Annotated in this window: 11 protein-coding genes; 8 read left to right on the top strand and 3 right to left on the bottom strand. The window is 66.5% G+C overall.

Going from position 1 to position 16,449, the window contains the following annotated elements:
* Window positions 1-2 precede the first annotated feature (2 nt).
* Entirely contained in the window at window positions 3-1,187 is a 1,185-nt protein-coding gene (locus Poly30_RS10850; protein WP_145197118.1) for a glycosyltransferase, read from the top strand.
* A complete protein-coding gene (locus Poly30_RS10855) occupies window positions 1,184-2,110 on the top strand; it encodes an XrtA system polysaccharide deacetylase (RefSeq protein ID WP_145197120.1) in 927 nt (308 codons plus the stop codon). Before Poly30_RS10850 ends, Poly30_RS10855 begins: the two co-directional genes overlap by 4 nt.
* Here Poly30_RS10855 and Poly30_RS10860 read toward each other — a convergent pair.
* The 3 genes from Poly30_RS10860 to Poly30_RS10870 form a co-directional block, all read right to left on the bottom strand.
* A complete protein-coding gene (locus Poly30_RS10860; RefSeq protein ID WP_145197122.1) occupies window positions 2,105-6,622 on the bottom strand; it encodes a tetratricopeptide repeat protein in 4,518 nt (1,505 codons plus the stop codon). The two genes, Poly30_RS10855 and Poly30_RS10860, sit on opposite strands and share 6 nt — an antisense overlap.
* Window positions 6,619-8,412 (bottom strand): sigma-54 interaction domain-containing protein, encoded by a 1,794-nt coding sequence (locus Poly30_RS10865; protein ID WP_145197124.1) that lies wholly within the window; start codon window positions 8,410-8,412, stop codon window positions 6,619-6,621. The genes Poly30_RS10860 and Poly30_RS10865 overlap by 4 nt, the downstream gene beginning before the upstream one ends.
* A 75-nt stretch (window positions 8,413-8,487) precedes the next feature.
* A complete protein-coding gene (locus Poly30_RS10870) occupies window positions 8,488-9,525 on the bottom strand; it encodes a hypothetical protein (protein ID WP_145197126.1) in 1,038 nt (345 codons plus the stop codon).
* Between the two features lie 965 nt (window positions 9,526-10,490).
* Here Poly30_RS10870 and Poly30_RS10875 point away from each other — a divergent pair.
* From Poly30_RS10875 to Poly30_RS10900, 6 genes are all read left to right on the top strand, one after another.
* Window positions 10,491-11,483 carry a glycosyltransferase family 2 protein gene (locus Poly30_RS10875; RefSeq protein ID WP_419191243.1) on the top strand — a complete coding sequence of 331 codons (993 nt, stop codon included), beginning with the start codon at window positions 10,491-10,493 and terminating at the stop codon, window positions 11,481-11,483.
* Window positions 11,483-12,505, top strand: coding sequence for a glycosyltransferase (locus tag Poly30_RS10880; protein ID WP_145197130.1), 1,023 nt, complete (start codon window positions 11,483-11,485; stop codon window positions 12,503-12,505). The genes Poly30_RS10875 and Poly30_RS10880 overlap by 1 nt, the downstream gene beginning before the upstream one ends.
* 62 nt (window positions 12,506-12,567) lie before the next feature.
* Entirely contained in the window at window positions 12,568-13,659 is a 1,092-nt protein-coding gene (locus tag Poly30_RS10885) for a FemAB family XrtA/PEP-CTERM system-associated protein (protein ID WP_419191244.1), read from the top strand.
* Window positions 13,660-13,715: 56 nt separating this feature from the next.
* Complete coding sequence (gene speD, locus Poly30_RS10890; protein WP_419191245.1) at window positions 13,716-14,198, top strand: S-adenosylmethionine decarboxylase; 483 nt, start codon at window positions 13,716-13,718, stop codon at window positions 14,196-14,198.
* Window positions 14,195-16,189 carry a DUF4178 domain-containing protein gene (locus tag Poly30_RS10895; protein WP_145197134.1) on the top strand — a complete coding sequence of 665 codons (1,995 nt, stop codon included), beginning with the start codon at window positions 14,195-14,197 and terminating at the stop codon, window positions 16,187-16,189. The genes speD and Poly30_RS10895 overlap by 4 nt, the downstream gene beginning before the upstream one ends.
* A gap of 53 nt (window positions 16,190-16,242) precedes the next feature.
* Window positions 16,243-16,443 (top strand): hypothetical protein, encoded by a 201-nt coding sequence (locus tag Poly30_RS10900; protein ID WP_145197136.1) that lies wholly within the window; start codon window positions 16,243-16,245, stop codon window positions 16,441-16,443.
* Window positions 16,444-16,449: the final 6 nt, after the last annotated feature.

The raw sequence follows: 16,449 nt of genomic DNA on the forward strand, positions 1-16,449 counted from the left end.
CCATGCGAGTCCGCGTCCTCACGAGCCTCTATCCGTCGCCGGAGACCCCCTTCGAGGGGATCTTTGCGGCGAGGAAGTGGGAGGGCCTCGCTCGACGCGGGCACGAGGTCGACGTCGTGGTGCCGTTGCCGTGGGCGCCGCGCGCGCTTCAGCGCTGGCTGCCCGAGCACCACGCTCGCATGGCTCGGACTCCGCGCGTCGAGAGCCGCTCGGGGCTGGAGATCGTCCGACCGCGCTACCTTCACGTGCCTTCGCGGTCGGTGGGAAACGCCGCTCGCTTCGCCCTCGTCGGCGTCGAGCAAGTGCTCCGCTCCGAGGCACCGCGCCCGGACGTGTGCGTGATCGACTACGCATGGCCGGGGGCGGCCGCAGCGCCAGCGCTGGCGGCCGCCGGCGTTCCGGTGGTCATCAACGGCCGTGGTAGCGACGTCTTGCAGGTGGCCGAGATCGCTTCCTTGAGGGCAGAGCTCAGCCGCGGGCTTCGCGCGGCAAAGGCGATCACGGCAGTCAGCCAGGACCTCCTCGACGCGATGATCGATCTCGGAGGGAGCGCAGACGCTGCGACACTGACCCCCAACGGTGTCGATACGGATCACTTCGCCCCCGGTTCACGGGACGACGCCAGGCGAAGGGTCGGCCAGCCGCCGGGGGACAGAATGGTGCTCGTGGTCGGGCACCTGATCCCGAGGAAGGACCCGATCCTCTCCCTGGAAGCCTTCCGTGCGGCGGGCGTTCCCGATGCGCGCCTCGTCTTCGTCGGCCGCGGTCCGCTCATGGAGGACGTGCGTGCCCACGCAGGTGCCATCGGGCTGGGCGATCGAGTGATCCTCCTGGGGGAACGGCCCCCGGCAGAGCTCGTCGACTGGTACCGCGCGGCGGACGCGATGCTCCTGACCAGCTCGCGGGAGGGGCGCCCGAACGTCGTCCTCGAGGCGCTCAGCACGGGCTGCCCCGTCGTGGCCACCGACGCCGGCGGCACGGGAGAGGTCGTCACGTCCGAGCGCATGCTGGCTCGAACGCGCGAAGCCGCCGTGATCGGCGCGATGCTCGCCGACATCCTTCAATCACCGCCCACGGCCGACGAGCTGCGGGCTTCCATCGAACACCTCACCTGGCGCTCGAGCCTCGATGCGCTCGAGCGCATCCTGAAGGCCGCCTCCTCTGGCTCCACGTCCGAAAGCCCATGACCACCGCACAAGAATCTGACGCCTCGGAATCCCGGGCCCCACTTCGGTCCGGCGAGGGGGAAGCGCCGCGCAAGCACAGCATCTCCTTTGACGTGGAGGAGTTCTTTCAGGTGGCGAATCTCACGCACGCCTTTCCGAAGGACCGCTGGGACGAGGTCCCCTCGCGGCTCGATGTCGGGATGGACGCGCTCCTGGAACTCCTGGAGAGGCGGGGTGCTCGCGCGACCATGTTCTTCCTGGGGTGGATCGCCAAGCGACGCCCGGACCTCGTCAAGCGTTGCTACGACGCGGGTCACGAGATCGCGAGCCATGGTTGGGAGCACGAGTTCCTGTGGGACCTCGATGGGCCCAGGGGCTTCAACGAACATCTGGCGCTGACGGAGGAAGCGATCATGGCGGCGGGCGTTCCGCGCCCCGTTGGCTTCCGGGCCTCGACCTTCACGCTCACGAGGAAGACCTGGTGGGCGTTCGACGTTCTGGTGGAGCGCGGGTACCTGTACGACTCCAGCGTCCACCCGGTGCGTCACCCGACCTACGGCGTGCCGGACTTCGATCCCGCGATTTCGATCGTGCACACGGAGAAAGGATCGATCATCGAGTTCCCCGTGACGACGCTGCCCGTGGGATCGAAGAACCTTCCGATCGGCGGCGGGGGCTACTTCCGACTGATGCCGGGCGCCGTTCATCGGGCGGCACTCTCCCGCGTCACGAAGATGGGGCGCCCGGTGGCGCTCTACCTGCACCCCTGGGAGTTCGATCCCGGCCAGCCGCGCATCGACGCGCCGGCACTCAAGAAGTTCCGGCACTACGTGGGACTCTCGAGGAGCCTCGACCGCCTTGACCGGCTCCTCGCCACGTGGAAGTTCGGAACGATGCGGGAAGTGATCGAGGGCGCGGAGATTCCCTCCGCACCGCCCTCATGAGCCGCTGGAGTCCGGCGGATCCTGCTCGAGGAGAGACTCGCTCCGGCGTAGCTCGGCGATCCGCTTGACGAGACCATGCATGGCCTGCACGACGTCCTTGGAATAGATGGCGTCCTGATCGAGTTCCACGACCTTTTCCAGTTCCGGAAGCAGTCGCTGGAGCGAGGACAGCGCGGCGGCATAGGTTTGCGATCGTTCCTCCCGGTCCCTCGTGCGCTGCTGTTGCTCTTCGAGGAGTTGCTCCGGCGAGGGCTTGGTCGCGTCCGGCAGATCCTTATTCTTCTTGTCCTGGTTGCGTTCATAATTCGCAGCGAGGACTCCAGCCCGGTCGATCGCCGAGAGCTGGCGGAAGAGCGCGTCTGCAAACAGGAGGCCGAGGTCCACCGGTTCCACGTCCTTCCGAATGCGCTGGCGCGCCTCCCACATGCCCCGGAGTCGTGGAACGATCTCGGCGAGCTTCGGCCTCCCCATCCCCGGGCGGTCCAGAAACGGATCCCGCAGGTCGGCGACGGTCTGCAGGTAAATAGGCCTCGATGACGAGCCAGCCAGCTCGGCGCTTGCGTCGCTCAAGATCTTTCTGGCGGTCGCGATGTCGGAGCCTTCCTCGATCATGATGCCCGCCAGAGCAAGCGCCGTCTTGGGACGCGGATCGATCGCCATCAGCGTCGCGTAGTACGAGCGAGCGGCCGGGTAGTCCTTCTGAAGCTCCGCGATGTCGCCGGAGAGCTGCCAAAGGTCGAGGTTTCCCGGCTCGAGAACGAGGTCGCGCTGGAGGATCTTCTGGGCCACCTCGGGAGCGTGGGGTGCCAGGTAGTCGATCCAGCGCCTCGTGCAGCCCCTGCGAAGTTGATCCAGCGGCTTACGGCCCGAATTGAGGAAGAGGCGATCGAGCGCCCGCTGCGCTCGAATTCCCCGGTCGCTTTCCACCTCGGGCGTCTCCAGCTTCAGTTCGGCGAGCGTGACCATGGGGTCCAGTGGGTAGCGCTCCGAGAGGCTCTTCAGCATCGCCAGCGCAGCCTGTTCGCTCAGCTGCCCCCGCTGGGGCGCTCCCTCTGGATTGCGGGCACGCTTGATCGACTCCTCTAGCGCGAACAGGAGAGCGTCGATGACCGTTTCCTTGAAGACACCAGGATCTTGCTGGAGGGCTCGATCGAGCTGCTGGGCAGCCAGGGAATACTGCTGCGATCGGATCATCAAGATCCCGAGGATCAGGCGGCCCTCCGTGACTCCGATCTCGCCGGCGCGGATGGCGGGCTCCAGCTCCTGGATGGCCTCCGTGTTCTTGCCGAGCCGAGCGAGTTCGCCTGCCTTGGCGAGATGGATTTCGATCGGGTTGGCGATCAGTTCCTCGCCGAGGCTCTGGAGTCGGATTCGACGTGCGCGAACGATCTGGGGATGCAATGGCTCGCTCGGATGCTGCTCTTCGAAGAGACGAACCGCCGCATCGTGTCCGGGGCCGAAGCGTGGAAAGTCCTCGGTCAAGCGCATGATCGTCTTGGCTTCGGCAAGTCGGTCACCCAATGCATGGAAGACCCTGGCACGTAGCCACAGGGTCCAGAGCGAACTGCCCGATTGCCGGACCATCTCACCGATCCTGGGAACCACCCAAGGGCTCCACTCGGGCACACTCGACAGGAAGTACAGGACCAGCGCGTCCCTCGGATCCTGGGGCTGACGATCGGCCGTCCCGCGGAGCAACTTGGCCGCGTCGCGGCCCGCCTGCGGCCCGTACCACTCGGGCAACTCGATACGGGCGTCGACCAGACTGGCGGCCGCGCACGAAAGGAAAGCCCACTCCGGATCCCTGGGGAGGCTACGCAGCCCGTCATCGGCGGCTCGGGTCCCACTCTGGAGCCTCTCGCCCAGTAGCTCCAGAGCGGCTTCTTGTTTGGCGGTCGGCTTGAAGTCCGATTCCAGCAGTCGGTCGACGAGGCCGGGAAGCTCGGTCCAGTTCCGTCCTGCGACCGCCAGGACGATGGCCGTGATATCCGGAGTGCCGTCCCGGAGGTACGGCTCGGCTCGGAGGATCGACTCTTGCACCGGAACCGCACCCCGATCGCGAATCGTCAGTGCGTCTACCAAGAGCCTGCGACGATAGAACTCCTTGGTCCGGGAGCCGGCTTGCTGGTCGAGTGGCTCCAGGTTGGCGAGGGCCAGATCGGCGCGCCCGCACATCGAGAGCTGATCGATGGCTTCCAGCTGGCTCTCGAGAACATCTTTCCGCTCCTTAGGGGTCGTCCCTTTCAGAGCGCGGAACTGGGCGGCGATGGGATCGAGTGCACGGATCATGCCCGCACCGATCGAAGCCTCGAGCTTGAGCAGCAACGCGTCGGTCCGAAGGTTGGGATCGCGCTCGAGACCCTTGAGTTCCTCAAGAGCCACCTCGAATCGGTCGCCTTCTACCAGCAGCCGCGCCCGAAGCAGCCGCAGCTCCGGCGGCGCCGTGGCGTCCTTGACGTCCACGAGGGCCTCGCCCGCACGGGCAGGGTCGTCCAGCGTCAGGTAGTAGCGCGCGACAGCAGGCTTGCCGAAGCGTAGCGGGGCAGCGCGGATGGCGCGGACGAGCTCTTCTCCGTCGAGGCGCCCCCCGTCCAGCTGCGACATGAACGCTTCGACCTGGTCGTCGATACCCGCCGCCTCGATGCGCTCGATGATGTCATCCTTGGGCGCGCGGGTCCGTGAATTGGCCAGCTTCGCTCGAATGATGATATCCAGTGGCGGGACGAGGTGGCGGTACTTCTCCCGCGCGGCCATGGCCGCGCGGCTCGCGCCATAGTGGTCTCCGATGGCCAGCTGGTGCCCCGCGATCTGGGTCCAGACGGCGGGGCCGACCACGTCCGGATTCAGCGCGCTGAAGCCGCTTCGCGAGACCTGTCCGATCAGGTCCTCGAGGCTTTCGTTGTACCGTTCCAGCTGCTTCTTGCCGGCTTGGTACCAGTCCGGAGCGAGCTCCGCAGTACGCGAGGGGTCGATGTTCATCGCCTCTGACAGAGCCTCTTCCACTTTTCTCCACTCGACCGTCGGGCCGACCACCTTCTGGAGTTCAGCGACGCGGACCCAGTCGTCGCTCGAGGGGGTGCTCGTCAGTTCCAGCGCGGTGGTGAGGGACGTCAGCTCGGCCGGGGCATCACCCTGCAATGCATGCGCCTGGGAGATCCAGAACCACGCTTCCCTGCGCGCGCCGAGGAAGGGCTCCAGTGCGTCGTCGTCGTTGGCGAACTCCTTCAGCCAGCCGATCGCCTGTTCTATCGACTCGCGACGTTTCTTGATCAGTTCAGGATCCTTGATGGGTTGAGCCGCGTTGAGCTTCGCATTCACGATGCGCGGGACGGACAGGAAGAAGAACCTCCAGGCTGCCCCGATATCTGCCCCGTAGTTGTCGAGCCCGGCGGCGACTTTCTGGAGCGCCGCATACTCCTCGGCCCGGTAGAAGACCTCACCTGCCGATCGATAGAACTCCAGGGATCCACCGTTCGTATAGTCCCACTCCTGAAGGACGCGGACTCCCTCCGGGATCCGATTGGACTTCATCAGCTGGCCGAGGAACGCCGCGAAGGCATCGGGATCGTTGGCTACCGCGGGGATGTTGCGCGCGGCACGATGAAGACGGATCGAGAGTTCGATCTGCCCCGCCCGCTCCAGGAGGTTCCCGAAGGCCACCAGGATCGAGGGTTCGACGATGAACTCCAGCGCGTTCGCGAAGTCGTTCCGTGCGCGCTGAAAGCGCAGTCGAGGTTCCGTGATCTGGGTGATGACCGTGCCCGTCGCTGCGTCGCTGCCACCATAGAAAGCTCTGCTGAGCCGGTTGATCAGGACGTCCTTGCGTGGGTCATCGGCCGCGCGCGAGGCCAGTTCCGTGATCGTCTCTCGAACGGCAGGTAGATCGCTGCTCGCGAGGCTGGCCTCAGCCGTCCTGTAGGCCCTCCGGAGAAGCTCGGTGCCCAGATCCAGCTCGAGCTGGCCGCGTAGGGCCCACGCCTCGCCGAAATCAGACCCCTCGGTCACCAGGGAAGCGATGCGGCTGAGCGCCTCAATCTTCATTCCGTCGTCCGACATCAGCTGGACGATCTCCAGGTCGAGCTCTTGGAGCTCGTCCTGGGTCATCGGCTGGACGGTCTCCGGATCGAGCTCTCGGAGCTTCTCGTCAGTCGTCAGCTGGACGGTCTCCCGACCGAGCTCTCCGGGCTCGTCCTCGGTGGCCGAACTCTCCTTCCGCAGACGCTCGAGGTCCCCCCGCGACTCGGCATACATCTTCAGCTCCCGATAGATGTCGGCGCGCATCCTCAGCAGCTTGGCTTCCAGCTTCGGATCGAGCTCCACGCGCTCGTCTTCGAGGGCAGCAGCGAGTCGATTCACGGCGGCGTCCCGGTCGAAGGCGGGGCCATCCATCTCCCGTCGGATGTCCGTGAGAACTTCGTCCGGCGTCTTGGGCTTGCGGTTCAGAACGGCCGTGACGCCCACGCCGCCGGCGGCAAGCGCCAGGAACAGGGCTGTTGCTGTGGTCCACTTCATTGGGCTTGGCCTCTCGAAGGCGTCGCGGATGGCGCCGCAGAGGACGTCGCATCGGGCTGGATGACAGGAGGCTCTCCCGAGCCAGCGGGCACGCTGAAATCCACGTGCAGAAGATCGTACTTCCGCATCTTGTTGAACAGAGTGGAACGATTGATTTCCAGTTCCCTGGCCGCGAGATCACGGCGTCCGTGATGGCGTCGCAGGGCCCCTTCGATGAGGAGTTTCTCCGGGCCCTCGAGCGCCTCCTTGAGAGCGAGCGCTCCTCCGGTCAGGTGCTCGAGCCAGTCAAGGCCCCGCTGGAGCGTCACCTGCGCATCGGGCGCGATTCCTCCCTGGTGCGGACGGTCGGTGGAGCCGGTGCCCGCGGGCTCGAAGCTCCCTCGCTGCCCCGGGTCGGTGGGCGCTCCGGAGCGACCGGGAGCACCGGCCTCGAAGGCCTCGAGGTCTCCCGCGCCCAGCTTCCGCGTGATGCTCACGCGTGGTCCGTCCGGCTGACTGGCGAGGAGCACGGCCCTCTCGAGCGCGTGCTCCAGCTGGCGGACGTTGCCAGGCCAGGGGCTTCGCGCGAGCACACCGAGGGCTGCCGGCGACAGCCCACGGACCGCCTTGCCGTACTCCTTGGCGAAGCGCTCGACGAACGCCTCGGCCAGGGGTGCGAGATCGCTCGGCCGATCCCGGAGGGGAGGGATGCGAACCTCGACGACCTTGAGACGCCAGTAGAGGTCCTCGCGGAAGGATCCGTCGGCCACGCGGGCTTCCAGGGCAGCGTTGGTGGCTGCCACGATCCGGACGTCGCTCGACCGAGTCCTCGATTCGCCCACGCGTTCGAAGACCCGATCCTGGACCACCCGGAGCAGCTTGACCTGGAGGTCGAGCGGCGCGCTGTCGATCTCGTCGAGGAAGATGGTCCCGCCGTCAGCGGCTTCGAAGCGGCCAGGACGGTCGCTGGTGGCGCCCGTGAACGACCCCTTGGCGTGGCCGAAGAGCTCGGCTTCCAGAAGTCCCGCGGGAAGGGCTCCGCAGTTCACCTCGACGTACGGGCCGTGCTTTCGGTCGGAGGCGTGGTGAAGCGTCCGAGCGAGCATCGACTTGCCCGTACCGGTTTCGCCGAGAAGCAGAACGGTTGCCCGCGTATCCGCCACCGACTCGAGCACGTTGAGAACGGAGCGAAGCGCCGGGTCCCTCGTCACCACGTTGCCGAAGGAGAATCGACCGTCGAGCTGATCGCGGAGCGAGCGATTCTCGCGCTCGAGGGAGCGCGCCTCCAGGGCCCGCGCAACACCGATGGCGAGGTCGCCCTCGGTGGGGGATTCGGGGACGGCCTGGAGGTCGAGGGCTTCGGCGCGATCCGGGTCGCCGATCAGAACGATAGAGGGTGTCCCGTGCACGCCCCCGAGTGCTTCGATGTCCTCGTCATCGACCTGCGCCGCCGGGACGAGGATGATGTCGAACGTATCCCGCCCATCGAGCAGCGCGCCGAGTCCGTCGCCGCCGCTGTGGTGGCGACTCGCGGCCGCGCGTGCGCTCAGGCAAACGGCGAACGATCTACCGCGCTGGACGTTCTCGTCGATGACGAGGACTCGGCAGCCGCGCAGGGGGGAAGATCCCGCCTCTCGGCGTGGGTAAGGCCTCGGGGCAAAAGGCTGATCCGGCCCGATCTCCGATGACGGCTCGCCGCTCGACGCCTCCGTCTGCATGGAAGCCTCCGCGGGATCGAAGTGCTCTTCCAGGTTCCGCGCGATGCGTCCGAGTCCCGCATCCGCACTCTGTCCTCTTCCGTCGACGGCCATGTCCACGTACTTCGACGTGACGCACGGGATCCTTGACCTTCGTGGGACGCCAAATCCGTCGCCAGGAGGCGCGAATCAGCGATCTTGCGGACCAGGAGGGCTCTCTGCCAGCTCCAGTGAGAAGGTCAGGGCGCCCTCCTCGTCGCGGTGAAGGGCCAGGTCGCCGCCCTGTCCAACGGCGATCGCCCCGGCCGCGGCGAGCGCGTTCGGGCCGATCCCCGGAAGGATTTTCCGAAGGCCATAGGGCGCCAGGATCTCATCCGGATGCAGATCCGCCAGCGGCCCTGCGGGGAACACGACGTCCGTCACCACGGGCTCGCCGTGCCTGCCTTCCACCGTGATCCGAACGACGTCTCCGGAGCCGGCACAGGCGATCGCCGTCTGGAGTATGGCGTCGAGCGCCGCCGCGACGAGCGACTTGTCCGCGGTGACCTCCGTTCGATCGCCACGCTTGCGGAAAAGAATGCGCGGTGCGTTGGGCGTCTTGCCAGCGAGGGCTCCCAGCGCTTCCTCCGTCAGAGTGGCCATGTCGAAGATATGCTCTCCGCGCGGCGGCGGCGAGGCGACGAATCCGACCGTCCTCGTGAACTGTCGGAGCCGCGCGAGTTCGTCTTCTAGCCCCACGTGAGCGTGATGGGCTCGGGCCTGGAGGTCCAGCGCCTGAACCAGGTCCGCGAGGTCAGCGACCTGACTCTTCAACCAGGTCGGCCGAGTTTGGTCGATGGCGGGGCGGCCGGCCACTTCCGCCTCAGCGGCGTCCGGCGCAGACTCCGTGCCCACCCCACCGTCGACCTGGAAGGGCGAGGGGCTGAAGAATGCGTCGATCTCCTCGGTGGTCAGGAGCGGCTGAGTCGGATCCTGATCCAGGAGTCCGCTCTGCCCGAAGGGCACGCTGAAATCGCCGCTGGTCTCCTGGGGATTCGGGTCCTGGAGGTCCAGACCATGGGAGGGAGGGGCCGTTCCAGGCTGACTCGAGCCTCCACGCGGCGGCCTGGCTCCCACGGCAGGACTTTGGAGGAAGGCGGTCCGTGGAGCGAAGGAGGAGGGCCGCTTGAACCGCTGGAAGGCGCGGACGGAGACCATGTGACTCTTGCCAGGAAGGGCCGATGACATGGGGTCGCCCTCCTGGCTGGCAGGTGGAAGGTGGCCCGATGAAAAGGACTTCCCGTGGGCGGCTTCTGTGGCCGCCATTCTGGACCCAGCGACGATCTGCCCGAGGAGCGCCGTTCGAGGAGTTCCCAGTGCCAGGGCGCCGAGGCCAGAGGTTTCGGGAGACTTTTCCGAGTCGGACCGTTCGGCTCGGCGACGGCCCTCCTCACCGAACGGACTCCCTTGCGGTTGCTCGAAGGGCCCTCTCGGATCCTGGCCAGAGGCGGGGTCAACCGCCGTGTAGGCCACGGGAGGCCGCACACGGGCGAGTATCGATCGTAGTCCCGCTGCGCGGGTCGGGCTGTTGCCCTGGCTATCGATGGGTGAGCGCAAGATGGCCTCTATGGCGGATAAATCCACGGAACCTACGGGTCCGTGCGACGGGATCGCGGGCGGACGGAATTCCGGCGGCTGCGTTCCACCCCCAAGGTATCGCGGATGTCGAAGCTCATGCCCCAAGGACTTCGATTCGTGGAGCCGTGAGACATCCTTCCCTCGATGACCGACAGGCCTTTCGCCGCCCCCTGTTCTTTCCCCCCCGTGCATCCACCTGAGTTTAGGAATCCGAGGGGGTCAATTTCCCGTTCCGATCCTTAAGTTCGTGCCCAACTTCCGGGGCCAGTCGATCACAGTGCCCCCAGGGGCCTTCAGTCCGCGCCCGATCGAGCCGAAATCAGTCCCAAGGCGGCTACCCTGTCGCGCCCATGTCAGATCACGAGTCAGAAGACCCTGGAGGCCCCATCGACGGGGGGCAGGCAGCGCGAGGCGAGTTTCCTGCGGCGCGAGGCAGGGAATCCGTCTTCGGCCAACCGTCTGGCAGCTCATGGGCTGACTGCCCATCGTCCGGCTTCTCCCCGCCCTCTGGCTCGAGATACGACTCAGGCTCAGCGGGCGGATCCGGGCGAGCGGAGCAGGTCGAGATCTCGCTGGTGATCCCGGTCTACGACGAGGAAGAGAATCTGCCCGTCCTCCACGCGGAGATCGCCGAGCACGTCGGGGGTATGGGGGTTTCCTGGGAGGTGATCTACGTCGACGACCGCAGCAAGGACCGCTCCTTCGAGGTCCTCCTCCAGCTTCGGGAGGAGGATCCTCACGTGCGGATCGTCCGCTTCAGGCGCAATTTTGGCCAGACGCCGGCCATGAGCGCGGGCTTCGAGCATAGCCGCGGCCGCGTCGTCGTCACCCTCGACGCCGACCTCCAGAACGACCCCAAGGACATCCCCGCGCTCGTCGCCAAGCTCCGCGAGGGCTACGACATCGTCGTGGGCTGGCGCAAGAACCGCCAGGACGGCCTGATGCTCCGCAAGGTGCCATCGCGGATTGCCAATCGGATGATCGCTCGGATCTCCGGTGCCACCGTCCATGACACCGGCTGCACGCTCAAGGCCTTTCGGCGCGAGCTGATCGCCAACCTCGCCATCTACGGGGAGCAGCATCGCTTCCTGCCGGTCCTCTCCCTCGCCAGCGGCGCACGCATCGCCGAGATGGTGGTCAACCACCGCCCTCGAATTCACGGTGTCAGCAAGTACGGTATCGGGCGAGCCGCACGCGTCGCCCTGGATCTTCTGACGATGAAGATGCTGAGTTCGTTCGCGAAGGGGCCGCTGCCCTACTTCACGATGCTTTCGCTGCCCTTCGTCGCCATTCCCATCCTGTACTTTGCGATCGGTTTCCTCGGGCCGGAGTCGCTGTCGTTCTCGACGCGCTGGGCGCAGGCGATGATCGTGACGCTCGGGCTCACCTCGATGGCCGGGGTCTACTTCATCCTTCTGGGCCTGCTCGCCGAGCTCGTCGTCAAGCTGAACATGCGCAGCGACCGTCCCATGAGCAGCAGGCACCTCTCCGTTCGCAAGGCTGCGCTCTCGGCGGGTCCAGCACCGGTGGGCAAGGCGGCGCCATCGAATGGGGGACGGACAACGTGATGAGCGAACTGGAAACCCGCAACCCGCAACCGACGCCGGTGCCCGCTTCCGAAATGGGCGGCGAGCAGCGCCTCGATCCTGCGCCGGACATCACCATTGTGTTCCCGGTGCAAACGCACAAGGCCGAGATCGAGTCCGTGCTCTCCGCTCTCGGCGGAAGCCTGGAGGCTCTCGGGTTCACCTGGGAGTGCATCCTCGTCTTCGATGGAATCAAAGGTGACCTGTGGCGCCGGGCCACGGAGCTGCAGGCGAAGACCCACGACCAGGTCCGCACGATCGCTTTGCACAAGCAGTTCGGAGAGACCGTGTGCCTTTCGAGTGCGTTCGAGCACGCGCGCGGGAGCCTGATCCTCACGACGCCAGCCTACGTCCAGGTGGACCCCCAGGAGCTCTCGAAGCTCTTCGTGGCGATCGACGACGGGGCCGACTTCGTCGCCACCTGGCGAACGCCACGCGTGGACTCGAAGCTCAATCAGCTCCAGTCGTTCGCCTTCAACTGGGTCGTTCGCAAGGTCGTCGGCGCGACGTTCCACGATCTCAACAGCACCCTGCGAGTGATGCGCCGAGAGGTGCTCGAGCAGGTCACGATCTACGGGAACATGTACCGGTACCTCCCGGCCGTCGCCTACCGCCAGGGCTTCCGCGTCGACGAGGTCAAGGTTCGCCACCTGTCCGAGTGGGGCAACGTGGGCGTCTTTGGGCCAGGCCTCTACCTGCGCCGCGCCCTCGACGTTCTGGGCCTCATGTTCCTGGCCCGGTTCACGCACAAGCCGCTGCGGTTCTTCGGAACGCTCGGGGGAGTGTTCTTGGCCCTCGGCTTTCTCCTCTCCGGTTCGCAGCTGGCCCTTTGGGCCTTCGCGAGCAGCGATTACGGCCTCTTCCAGCGTCCGTTCTTCCTCATCGGCGTGCTGCTCGGCGTCCTTGGTGCCCAGATCATCGGATTCGGTCTGGTAGGCGAGATCATCGTCTTTACCCAGGCCAAGAACGTCCGCGAGTACCGCATCGAGCGGATCTACGAATGACCCCCCCTGACGCGCCTGCCACCGAAGCCTTGACCTCGTCTACCACCTCCCCTGCCTCTACCATGGAACATCGGACCAGCGACTCGCGCGGCGCCACGGTGGTCGCGGGCCACGGGTCAGAACTGACGGTCCGTCGTTCCGCTGCGACCGACCACGCGGCCTGGGATGCGTTCGTGGAAGGCTCCCCGCGCGCGACCTTCTTCCATCTCACCGGCTGGACCCGAGCGGTCTGCGAGGAGTTCCGTCACGAGGATCGCAGCTGGATCGCCTTCGAGGGCGACCGCGTCGTCGGCGTTCTGCCCATCATCGCGTGCAAGGGCCTGCGCGGCGGGCGGGCTCTCATCTCGTCCGCGTACGGCGTCTACGGCGGACCGGCGGGCGAGTCCCAGCACATCGAACACGCGCTCTATCGTGCGGCTGAGGCGGACGCGGTGGAGCTGAAGGTCGGGCGCCTGGAGCTACGCTGTCTGGAGGATCCAGGCCTGGATCTGCCGAAGGCGGATCTGCACGCGACGTTCATTCGCGACCTTCCCGCCACTCCGGAGGACGTGCTGAAGGGCATGCCGAAGAAGGCGCGAGCGGACGCCCGGAAGGCGCGTACGAGCCACGAACTCGCGCTCTTCGAGGGCCGCTGGTTCGTCGCGGATCTCATCCGGCTCTTTCACCAGAACAAGCGCAGCCTCGGCTCGCCGGCGCTGCCCGCCAGCTTCTTCACGCGGCTTCTCGACGTCTTCGGGGACCGCGCCACGGTTCATGTGGTCAAGCGCGCGGGCGAACCACTGTCCGCCGTCATGTCGTTCCTGTTCCGCGACCAGGTCCTCGCCTACTACTCGGGCACGGCCGATGGCGTCGATCGGAGCTACAAGGCGAGCTGCTTCATGTACATGGCGCTTCAGGAATGGGCGATCGAGGCTGGCTTTCGCGTCTTCGACTTCGGACGCAGCCGCAAGGACTCGGGTCCATTCTCCTTCAAGGTTCACCAGGGCTTCGAGGCGAAGGATGTTCACTATTGTTTCAGGCTCGTGAAAGACGCGGGGCTCCCGACCCTGAACCCCTCGAATCCGAAGACCAAGATCCTCCAGGAGACCTGGAAGCGTCTTCCTCTGATGATGACCACGCGGCTCTCAGGGCCCGCGGCTCGCTATCTGCCGTGATCGCTGATTGAATAGGCGACCCCTCGTCACGTACCGTCGTCCCCACGGTTTTTGCCTTGCCCATCCCCCCCGACCACGCTGGACCCCCGAGTTCGATCTCGGCCGCGCCTGATTCGCTCGATCACGCCGTTCGTGACGACGCGTCCGGTTCGGTCGGAGTGGGCCAGGTCTGGTCCCTCGATGCGTCGGGACTCGATCCTGAGCGGCTCAGCGGTGAGGCGGGGAAGATCGCGCTCCAGGGGCTCTTCGTGGCGCTGATCGAAGCCGCCGACCTGCATCCGATCGCGCAGCCCATCTGGCATGTCTTCGGGGGCGAGCACGCGGGCGTCACCGGCATCGTGGCGCTGTCCGAATCTCACCTCGCCTGCCACACCTTTCCCGAGCACGGTGGAATGACGCTGGATCTCTACACGTGCATGACGCGCCCTGCGCCCGACTGGCAGCGGCTCATCTCCGCGCATTTGGGTGGAGCCATGCCCGTCCGACTCCAGACGCGCGTCTTCCGTCGTTTTCTCGCTGGACCCCAAACTCGGCCGTGACTCTCTACGACGACGAATCCGGATCGGCCGTGCTCCAGGTGATGAGCTGCGGGAACTGCGGCGCCGACGTGCCGATCACGTCGCCCGCGACCGTGACCGTGGCGTGCGAGCACTGCGGCACGCTGCTCCTGCGCGGGGATGTCGATCTGGAGACGATCGGTGAGGTGGCGCTCGCGGCCCCGCTGGTTTCGAACTTCCAGATCGGGACCGAAGGGTATTTCGACCGCCGCAGATTCGTCGTGCGCGGCCAGCTCCAGCTCGATCACGGCGCTGGCCTCTGGAACGAGTGGGCCGCCGAAACCGATGAAGGCTGGATCTGGATCGCCGAGGCCCAGGGCGAGATTCACGTTTACGAGGAGGTCGAGCTGCCCGAGGCAGATCTGCCTTCCCGGGACCGCCTCCCGATCCTCGATGCACACACCGGTGACATGCAGCCGCCGAAGCGCGGCAAGGGCGACCGCTGGAGCGCCGGGGACGGCGTGCCGATCGGAAACGAGGTCTGGACGATCGTCGAGCTCGGGCGCGGCCACGTCGTCGCGTGCCGCGGCGAGTTCCCGATCCAGATCGAGGTAGGCGTCCGCACGACGTACGCGGACCTCGCGCGGGGTGGCAAGCGGGTAGCCACCCTCGACTTCACCCGTTCGGGCCCGCCGGAGTTCCTGTCGGGCGTTCGCGTCGACCTCGCGGCTCTCCAGCTCGATCCCTCGACGCTCCCGGACCATCGCCCGGATCGCATCGAGTCGGTCCGCGTCAAGTGCAATGAGTGCGGCGGCACGATCGAGGTCCAGGACGCGGATCGCGCGCTGACGCTCGGCTGCGTCCACTGCGGCGCGCTCCTCTCTCGCGCTCGCCAGACCGAGGCCTACCACGCCGTCGAAGGCGAGCGGAAGATCAAGAACAAGCCGGCCATCCCGATCGGGAGCCGGGCGACTCTGTTCGGCGAAGACGTCATCGTCCTCGGCTACATGCGCCGCGGCGTGCTCGCCGACGGCAAGCTATGGCCCTGGCAGGAGTACCTGCTTCGCGCCCAGGACGGTGGGTATCGCTGGCTCGTCGAGAGCGACGGGCACTGGACGATGGCCGGATCCACGAGCCCGGCTTCGGTTCAGCAACGCGGCGCCAAGCTCCGCGTCGGCGACCTGGAGTTCCGCCACTTCAGCGGCGGCAAGGCCGTGGTGGACACGGTCCTGGGCGAGTTCTACTGGCAGGTGAAGAGCGGAGACGCCACGCGGACGGACGACTACGTCAACACGCGCACCTCGACCCTGATCTCGCTGGAGGCGGACCCGCTGGCTTCGGCGGTCTCACGCGCGATTCACGTGGACGCGAGCACGATCGAAAAGGCCTTCCCGGCGGCCAAGCTTCCGAAGCCCAAGGGCGTCGGGATCATCCAGCCCAATCCCGTCCAGGCGGCCGGGATCTGGAAGGCGGCGTTCGCGCTGATCGTGCTGTTCTTCGGCTCTTGCGTGGCCGTCCGGGTTCACCATGCGAACGAGGTCGTCTTCAGCCAGAACTTCGGCCCCACGGAGAGCGCCGTCGACAAGGAGAAGGTCGAGTTCTCGGAGCCCTTCGTCATCGAAAGGGGGGGCGCGAACGTGGAGGTCTCCCTCGCCGCGCCCTCGATCAGCCAGGGCTATCTCGCCGTCCTCGGCGCCCTGGTCAACGAAGACTCCGGCGAGGTCTTCACCTTCGAAACCGCGGCCCAGTACTACTCCGGTTCGAGCGGTGGGGAGAGCTGGAGCGAGGGCAACCGCAAGGGATCGACCCTGATCGGACGGGTGCCCCGCGGGCGCTACCGCATGCGCATCGCCTCGCGCGCCTACGATCGAGCCACGAGCACACCGTTCCAGATCTCGGTGAAGAGCCAGGTCCCGCGCCTGCTCTGGTTCTTCCTGGGCCTTCTGGCCCTGATCATCTACCCCGTCATCCAGTCCATCCGCGCCGGCGCCTTCGAGGCGCGCCGCTGGAGCAACAGCGATCACGCGGGCTGAACAGCGATCACGCGGGCTGACCGGGCTCGGGTCACCTCTTCGAACCATCCCCCATGTTCTCCACGCTCAAGAACTTCCCGGGCTACCTCGCCTTCGGCGGTGTCGTCCTCGCGCTCTACCTCTGGCTCGAGATGACGGGCGTCGCCTTCGGTGGCGCCAAGGCCCCCCAGAAGATGGACCCGAATCAGATCCGATCGTCATCTCCCGGATCCTGGACCTACATCTACTGGGCCCACGGTAGCCGCGGCAAGTAGTCCCTT

It is taken from the genome of Saltatorellus ferox (assembly GCA_007751475.1).
Classification (GTDB): domain Bacteria; phylum Planctomycetota; class UBA1135; order UBA1135.

Coding starts and splice junctions, on each gene's coding strand:
- Poly30_RS10850 (WP_145197118.1), top strand. CDS start 3: ATGCGAGTCCGCGTCCTCACGAGCCTCTATCCGTCGCCGGAGACCCCC.
- Poly30_RS10855 (WP_145197120.1), top strand. CDS start 1,184: ATGACCACCGCACAAGAATCTGACGCCTCGGAATCCCGGGCCCCACTT.
- Poly30_RS10860 (WP_145197122.1), bottom strand. CDS start 6,622: ATGAAGTGGACCACAGCAACAGCCCTGTTCCTGGCGCTTGCCGCCGGC.
- Poly30_RS10865 (WP_145197124.1), bottom strand. CDS start 8,412: ATGGCCGTCGACGGAAGAGGACAGAGTGCGGATGCGGGACTCGGACGC.
- Poly30_RS10870 (WP_145197126.1), bottom strand. CDS start 9,525: ATGTCATCGGCCCTTCCTGGCAAGAGTCACATGGTCTCCGTCCGCGCC.
- Poly30_RS10880 (WP_145197130.1), top strand. CDS start 11,483: ATGAGCGAACTGGAAACCCGCAACCCGCAACCGACGCCGGTGCCCGCT.
- Poly30_RS10885 (WP_419191244.1), top strand. CDS start 12,568: ATGGAACATCGGACCAGCGACTCGCGCGGCGCCACGGTGGTCGCGGGC.
- Poly30_RS10900 (WP_145197136.1), top strand. CDS start 16,243: ATGTTCTCCACGCTCAAGAACTTCCCGGGCTACCTCGCCTTCGGCGGT.